This is a genomic window from Pseudomonas persica, assembly GCF_900291015.1.
Classification (GTDB): domain Bacteria; phylum Pseudomonadota; class Gammaproteobacteria; order Pseudomonadales; family Pseudomonadaceae; genus Aquipseudomonas.
Map to the genome: position 1 here is coordinate 1 of NZ_OLKL01000420.1, position 230 is coordinate 230.

1 protein-coding gene is annotated in these 230 nt (G+C 57.0%); it reads left to right on the forward strand.

The features are described 5' to 3' along the window. Window positions 1-230 (forward strand): GNAT family N-acetyltransferase (locus FQ664_RS27120; protein WP_144176026.1); only part of this gene is annotated, 230 nt, incomplete at both ends.

The following is a 230-nucleotide window of genomic DNA, read 5'->3' on the forward strand; positions in this document are numbered from 1 at the left end:
ACCTTTGCCCATCCTTTTATTGATGCGCGCTACTGGCAGGAGAGCAAAAATCTGGTGCGTGATGCGTACTTACCCGCCGCCAGAACCTGGGTGTGGGAAGAGAATGGCCGCGTGGAAGGTTTTGTCAGCGTTATGGACAACCGCTTTATCGGCGCCTTGTTCGTGCATCCTGGGGCAATCGGCAAAGGCATCGGGCGGGCGCTGCTTGAGCACGTCAAACAGCGCTATGC